5 protein-coding genes and 1 pseudogene are annotated in these 4,592 nt (G+C 65.5%); 5 read left to right on the top strand and 1 reads right to left on the bottom strand.

The window, feature by feature from the left end:
* Both I5I_RS03370 and I5I_RS03365 read left to right on the top strand, forming a co-directional pair.
* Positions 1–297 (top strand): annotated as a pseudogene (locus tag I5I_RS03370) (MFS transporter); the annotation flags it as partial.
* 35 nt (positions 298–332) lie between these two features.
* A complete protein-coding gene (locus I5I_RS03365) occupies positions 333–986 on the top strand; it encodes a DUF6226 family protein (RefSeq protein WP_036316473.1) in 654 nt (217 codons plus the stop codon).
* A 148-nt stretch (positions 987–1,134) separates the two neighbouring features.
* On the opposite strand, the gene I5I_RS03360 is transcribed toward I5I_RS03365, so the two are convergent.
* A complete protein-coding gene (locus tag I5I_RS03360; protein WP_239640006.1) occupies positions 1,135–2,367 on the bottom strand; it encodes a sensor histidine kinase in 1,233 nt (410 codons plus the stop codon).
* A gap of 264 nt (positions 2,368–2,631) precedes the next feature.
* Here I5I_RS03360 and I5I_RS03355 point away from each other — a divergent pair, with 264 nt between their 5' ends.
* The 3 genes from I5I_RS03355 to I5I_RS03345 all read left to right on the top strand — a co-directional run bounded on the left by I5I_RS03355 (position 2,632) and on the right by I5I_RS03345 (position 4,505).
* Complete coding sequence (locus tag I5I_RS03355; protein WP_036316470.1) at positions 2,632–3,282, top strand: response regulator transcription factor; 651 nt, start codon at positions 2,632–2,634, stop codon at positions 3,280–3,282.
* A 200-nt stretch (positions 3,283–3,482) separates the two neighbouring features.
* A complete protein-coding gene (locus I5I_RS03350) occupies positions 3,483–4,304 on the top strand; it encodes a hypothetical protein (protein WP_148285477.1) in 822 nt (273 codons plus the stop codon).
* Positions 4,305–4,313: 9 nt separating this feature from the next.
* Positions 4,314–4,505: a hypothetical protein gene (locus tag I5I_RS03345; RefSeq protein ID WP_036316466.1), complete on the top strand. Its 192-nt coding sequence runs from the start codon at positions 4,314–4,316 to the stop codon at positions 4,503–4,505.
* The last annotated feature ends 87 nt before the right edge of the window (positions 4,506–4,592 follow it).

Raw genomic sequence — 4,592 nt, 5'->3', positions numbered from 1 at the left:
ATTCGAGCTCGGTCCCGGGGATCCTCTAGAGTCGTGCTGGGCGTGGGCAATGGTCTTTCCAGCGGCATCCTGCTCACGCTCGGCGCCGACGTCGCGCCGCAGGACGACCCGGCGGCCTTCCTCGGGTCGTGGCGGACGCTGACGGATGCCGGGGGTGCGGTCGCTCCCCTGCTCGTCTCTGCCGTCGCCGCGGTGGTCTCCCTCTCGGTCGCCACCGGCGTCATCGGCGTGATCGGCCTCGCGGGGGCGGCCGGGTTCATCCGCTGGGTGCCGAGGTTCGTCCCGCGCACGCGGTGAGTGCGCGCCGATCACGGCTGCGGCAGGATGACGGGATGAGCCCGTACACCCGCCCGTCGATCGCACCGCAGGTATTCGTCGATGCCGACGGACAGGTCATCGACTACGGGCACCGGTGGTCCGACTCGCCGCCGACCGAGGCGTATTCGGTCACCGTACATCCGGAACGGTACGCGCCGCTGCACGCGGTCGCCGCGGAACTCATCGACCATCTGCGGCTCACGTACGACGTCGAGGTCGAGGAAGGTGCGCATGTCGTCGCCGACCTTCTCGCAGCACCGAGCTGGGACGTGCCGCGCGCGGTGCGGGTGCGCCCCCGCGATCCGAAGTGCGCTCCGCTGACCTTCGTGTTCACCTCGTTCCCGGGTCTGTTGATGCACGCCGGCCTGCTGCACGACTTCCCCTATCCGCTGTGCGGATGCGACGCCTGCGACACGACGTGGCAGCGCGAGGCCGACGAGCTGGAGGAGTACGTCTTCGCCGTCGTCAGCGGCAATTACAGCGAGAGCGTCGAACGGCGTGACGGAGAGCCGGCGGCGTGGTACCAGGTGCGGTTCGCCAACGGCTCATCCGGTGGTTCGTCGAGCATCAGCACCGTGGCTCCGGAGCGCCTTGCTGCGGCGAAGCAGGTCCTGCAGCGACTGCCGTCCGGGTGGCGGGCATGGCCACGGCGTGCAGGGGCAGAGTAGCTCTTATCGCAACGCGGTACGGCTGGTCGCGGGGGGCCTGCAGAGGCCTCCACCGGTGACCGCCATCGGGTAACTGGTATTGCGTGCTCGAGGGTTCACGACGCCGCCAGACACCTGACGGATCAACGCCGTGACTTCGGAGCGGGCGCTACTCGTCTCCAGCTGCTGTACGAACGATGGCACGGAGGCCCCATCCATCCGGCGTGCTCCCTGACTCCAGCCGCCCACCGCACTGAGCGAGACGTTGGCGCGCGCGATGCAGCCCACGTCCACCAGGAGTGATGCTGCTTGTGACCACTGAGCCTGCCGCGTTGTTCACGACTAGTTCGACGGTCTCCGAGCCATCGATGATCTCGATGCTTGCTGACTGCGAGTTGGGCGCGTGCTTGAGGATGTTCGTGACAGCCTCGATGGCGGTCTCTGTGAGAACTCGGTCGACCGTCGGCGTCACCCTAGACAACTCCCGCGGTGCGGACACGCGCGTCACGATGCCTGCGTCCCGCAGCAGTTCACCGAGTGACGTCGCCGTCCGGGTCGCGCTCTCTTCGTATCGCCCCGGGTATGAGTCGAGGCGGTCGGGTCTGGGCTCGCGCATCAGAGACAGCAGCGATTGGATGCTCTGGAGTGCCCTCTCTGCGGATTCCTCGATCGTGGAGAGGGAGACTTGGCGTGCTGCCTCGTCTGGCTGCCGTGGCAGAGCGCGTGCGTGGAAAAGGACGAGGGTCAGATCGTGCGCGATCCCGTCGTGCAGTTCGTCTGCGATCCGTTCCTGCTCCTCTCGCGCCAGCGTCTCGAGATCTCTGACGACACGGTCCCGCTCGGACGCGAAGATCGCCTCGCGTGCGGTGACGAGCCGGAAAGCCAACCCTGAAAGGAAGGCGACAGCCGCGATGCCCGCGATCCCATACACTCCGCCATCGGTGAGCGAGGAACCCGTCAACGCGATGTCGGCTGTCAGCGCCCCGAGGACGAGAACGTGCAGCACAATCACCCACGGTGCGCACGTCGCCGCCACAAGACCTAGGGCGATGGCCAGCTCAAGAAGGTCACCCCCGCCTCCGGTGAGCACTACTCCGACACTGCAAATCACCATGACCATGAACGCTGCGGTCACGGGATGCCACGCGAACGCGGCGAGTGCGACATAGAGGATCAGCGCGAGAACGTCCGCGCCTGAGAGCCGGCCGGTAGCGATAATGAAGCCGATGGCGATGATCACCAGCACGCTCACCACGACGATGAGCACGATCCTGGCGATGGGGTGCAGGGCGCGTTGGGCCCAGAACTCGCGGGAGCCGAGTAACCTCCTGAGGGCGGAGCGTGGAGGATCGGAGAGGATCAGTTCTCGCTGCGCGCCTGAGTTCTCCTGGGCTTCAGGCACAGATGCCCAGCATCTTGCACAGCCAATCGCCGAGATCGACGTTGGACCTGGCCACCAGACCGGCAAATGCACCGAAGCCGAAGACGTTCAGTGTGGGCATGATGTGGCTCCTATTGGTCGGGGGACGTTACGACCACGAGCCAGTGGGTTCGACGTCGTCACGCACACGGATGCTCATCACACTACGTCGCTGACACTTGAGGCCTGCGGAACCATAGCCCCAGGGCTACGGTTCCACGGGCAACCCCGCGATAGCGTGAAGAGGTGAGCGATGCCGTGCGTGTTCTTGTCGTTGACGACGAGGCCCTCGTACGCCATGCGCTGCGCGCGTTCCTCGCCGACGACGATCGCATCACGCTCGTCGGAGAAGCCGCTGACGGTTCCGAAGCAGTGGACGTGTGCAAGCAGACCCAGCCAGACGTCGTACTCATGGACATCAAGATGCCCGACGTCAGCGGTGTCGAGGCCACCAAGCGCCTCCTGGAGTGGAACCCGAGCTGCCGCATCGTCGCGTTGACGACGTTCACCACCGAGTGGCGCGCGCTCGAGGTCCTTTATGCGGGGGCGTGCGGATACCTCGTGAAGAACTCGACGCCAGAGCAAATCATCGACGCTGTCGTCGCCGCGCATGCCGGCGACCGAGTCGTCTCCCCGGAGGTGCAGGAACGATTCGTACGCACTGCGATCAAATCAGGCGACGCTCGCACTCCGACTACGCCTGTGCTCAGCGAGAGAGAGCGGCAGGTCATCGAGCTGATCTCACACGGGCTGTCGAACGCTGAAATCGCCGACGAGCTGCACTACGCCGAGAGCACTGTGAAGGCCGACATCCGCCACATCAACCAGCTGTGGGGTGTAGAAAACCGCCTCCAGATCGTTCTCCGCGCCACAGAGCTGGGAATCATCACTCTGTGAGCTCATAACCGCACCAGCTCACTGTGCCGCGATCGGTAGCCCTGGGGCTAGGAACCGCGCGTGAGCCTTGCTGGGCAGGATCAGAACTCAGCATGCTTCGACTAGCGAACGGGTATTCGCGACCAGTCGATATGGGCCAACGGGATTGTTCGGAAACGCGAACTACCAACTGGCCCAACAGAAGGGAACAGCACATGCAAATGTCACTCACGCCACCTCGCAACGGCGCAGGCATCGCCACTCGCGCCGCGCGGTCGCGCCTCTCACGCGGCCAACTGATCACTGCCGCTATTGCGGCGATCGCGGTGCTGACATCGATGTTCGCCGCGCCGGCATCCGCGACAACGCGCACCGACCCGACTCTCGTCGCGCTGCAACAGTCGGGAGCGCCGTCGCTTCCCGGAATGGACGGCCTCGCGGAGCTCGAACCGTTGCCGACGGACGTGCGCGACTCCCTCCTCGAGTCGAACGCTGATGCGCTCAGGTCTTCGAGCGGGGTCCGGCACGACCTCACCCGCGCCGAGGCTCTCGAAGCCGGTGACCTACGCGTACTGCGCCTTCCCGCGGCCGAGGGCCAGGGTGTGATCGCTCCCAGCTCACTGAGCATCTTCGTCGACGCCGACGGAAACCGCGTGTCGGTCATCGAAACCACCTTCTACGCATACAGCGACTACTCCGGTCGCGCCAAGATCTACACCGACGGCAAGCTCACGTTCGACCAGGTCGTCACTGACAAGGACGCGCCAGCGAGTGCGCGAGCGGATATCGCCAACCACACGTCCGATCGCACCACGGCGAAAGCGCCGAACGGTTACGTGAAAGGCGACTGGTGGGGGAACCTCAACAAGTGCCTCAGCGCTGCCGGCATCGCCGGGTGGGCGATCACGGCTCTCGCAATCGCATGCTCCGTCGCCTGCGTCGGTACCGCCGGCGTGGCCTGCGTGCCATGCCTGGTCGCCCTGACAGGAGGCGCAGCAGGCACAATCAGCTACTGTGTCCGTGACGCCACCTACTACTCCTAAGAGGCGATCATGACGCGTTCAGTTCCCCAGCGAATCGCCATCATCTTCCCGCTCATCGGGGCGGCGTGCATACTCGCGGCACTGCTCGTTCCGACAGAGCTCGCCGCGATCGGATGGCTGCTCGGACTGATCTGCTTCGCCGTCGCGCTCACGAGCGGGATCGTTGAGTTGCGCCGCCAGCGCGGTCGAGATCCCCTCTGACTGGATCGGCTGGAGGGACCTGTCAGACGCTTGGCGTGGGCAGGCCCCTCAGGCCCTCAGCATGCGCCCCCGCGACGACCGGATCAC

This window comes from Microbacterium sp. B24 (genome assembly GCF_000333415.1).
GTDB lineage: Bacteria > Actinomycetota > Actinomycetes > Actinomycetales > Microbacteriaceae > Microbacterium.
Note: the sequence above shows the minus strand (reverse complement) of the source record. Positions and strands in the feature narration are given on the sequence as shown.

What these genes read in the sequence shown, in the direction of transcription:
- I5I_RS03365 (WP_036316473.1), top strand. Translation starts at nt 333, where the DNA reads ATGAGCCCGTACACCCGCCCGTCGATCGCACCGCAGGTATTCGTCGAT.
- I5I_RS03350 (WP_148285477.1), top strand. Translation starts at nt 3,483, where the DNA reads ATGTCACTCACGCCACCTCGCAACGGCGCAGGCATCGCCACTCGCGCC.
- I5I_RS03345 (WP_036316466.1), top strand. Translation starts at nt 4,314, where the DNA reads ATGACGCGTTCAGTTCCCCAGCGAATCGCCATCATCTTCCCGCTCATC.